2 protein-coding genes are annotated in these 1,870 nt (G+C 59.7%); both read left to right on the top strand.

Going from position 1 to position 1,870, the window contains the following annotated elements; all coding sequences use genetic code 11:
• Positions 1-419: 419 nt before the first annotated feature.
• Entirely contained in the window at positions 420-944 is a 525-nt protein-coding gene (locus tag QRN45_RS20230; protein ID WP_284764476.1) for a hypothetical protein, read from the top strand.
• 213 nt (positions 945-1,157) lie between these two features.
• Positions 1,158-1,526 (top strand): hypothetical protein, encoded by a 369-nt coding sequence (locus QRN45_RS20225; protein WP_284764474.1) that lies wholly within the window; start codon positions 1,158-1,160, stop codon positions 1,524-1,526.
• The last annotated feature ends 344 nt before the right edge of the window (positions 1,527-1,870 follow it).

Raw genomic sequence — 1,870 nt, 5'->3', positions numbered from 1 at the left:
CTCAGCGCCTAAGCGAAGGATCAACCGTTACACCACTCCACGGGACTTGACCATCGCCGCCGGCTCACTCCTGCTCTCCCAGAGCCAAGGCGAGAGGTCCACCATTGAGTTTCCCGTGTTCTTAATTATGGGAGCTGCGCCTGTGGGACTGATTCGGCTAATTCATAATCGGCGAGTGAAACGGAATAACGTACGCGACGACGGGCGATGAGACAGAATCCAGTCTGGTCGCCAGGGGCCGAATGGCCGATAGAGCCACTTGGATTCCGCAAGGTGAACGCTGAGGGATCCTTGACCGTACATGTACCCGGACCGGGGACAGCATACGGACAGCGCGAACCCACAACGCTTAAGGACCGGTTGCGACTTGCCTTTGGGCGAACGCACCATAGACTCGGCCCATGTCAGGTCGTGGGGGAATGAGACCAATTCGCAGTGCTGCTACGGCGGCGGTGCTGGGCCTGCTGCTGTCCGGGGGCCTGGCAGCGTGCACGTACGAGGATGCCGGCGATCCGGTGCAGACAGCCGCCGAGCACAGCAGTCGCCCAGCGCCTGTCGTCCCCACGAAGGGCCCGGAGATACTGGATGCCGAAAAGCGCAATTACGGCGAATTGGACAAGCGCCTTGGAGCGGCTGAAGGTTCCGTGCTCCTTGAGGACTCCGGCCCTGCCGACGGACCAGGGGTTGGTTTCAGCAAAACCGTAAAAGTGGCGACCGCAGGCCGGTATACCGTCACGGCGGCTTGCGTGGGCATCCCGAACGCCCAGATGTTCATCACCGCCGGAGGGTCTGAGCAGCTGAAGTCGCTCGATCTTGATTGCTCCGGCGTCTTGTCGAAGATTGTCGAGTTGCCAGCGGGATATGTCGTGGCTTCACTGATACGGCACGACCCGAACGGTCCTTGGACAGGCGCCGTCGCCGGAGTCCGAATCACTACTGGATAAAAGGCGACGACCGGACTTCGAAGCCCCTCGGCGGCGCGATGACGCCGCTGCTGCGATTCACATGTAGCCGCTGCTGAAGGCCAGATCTTTGGGCGTTCCACCTCTAAGGTTGAGGAAAACGGACACGTACGACCAACCTGGCTAGCTCTAACATTGTGGCCAACTTTCCCAAGGCATATTCTGTGAGCCTGATCGGGGACTGGGGTGGGTCGTATGGCCGGAAAAATTAGGATCTCATCATTGGCCATCGCGCTATTCGCCGTCCTGTGTGCGTGCGCAGGGCCTGCAACGCCGATTACAGAAGCCTCCGCGGAAGCACCGACCCCCATTGCTTCAGGCATGCCAATCATGCTTTACACGCACTGCGGAATCGAAGAATTGCGCGTCGATGACACGTTCTTCATTGCCGAAACACCATTGGATGATGGTCAGGGCAATCCCCCTCCGGGATGGGGGAACCCCTATCAGGCAGGCACCGTGACCGTGTCCGGTTCACAGGCTGTTTTTCGGGATGACAACGGCCACATCGTCACCTTCCGGGCTCGTCCCGGTGCGACAGGTTTACTCAAGACCTGCTCCTGAGAGTCGACATGCCGTCCGGTAAAGGATCCCTCAGCGTGGGGATGTGAGAAGCGCTTTCGACCAAAGATCCTGATGACGCTCCGCGTATTCGGTTGCGGCCCGCCAGTGGTCACCATGGCCTTCGAGATACATTGAACCCCACGGTTCATGCCCCAAGTCATGGGAAGACTTTAGGAGGTGAAGGCCGTCAAATTCTGCGCGGCTTCCTCCGGCGCCTGGTTCGTGTCCGAGAGCGTGAATGCCTGGGCGGCGTAGGCCAGATCCCACAGTCGTGTGCTCGGTGCGGCAGTGTCAGTGACGGTCGAAAACTGAGCCATTGTGACGGTTGAAAACTGAGCCACCTG

Origin of the sequence: Arthrobacter sp. efr-133-R2A-63 (genome assembly GCF_030209795.1) — a bacterium.
Lineage (GTDB): Bacteria > Actinomycetota > Actinomycetes > Actinomycetales > Micrococcaceae > Arthrobacter > Arthrobacter bambusae_A.
This window is presented reverse-complemented; position numbering and strand designations above follow the sequence as displayed.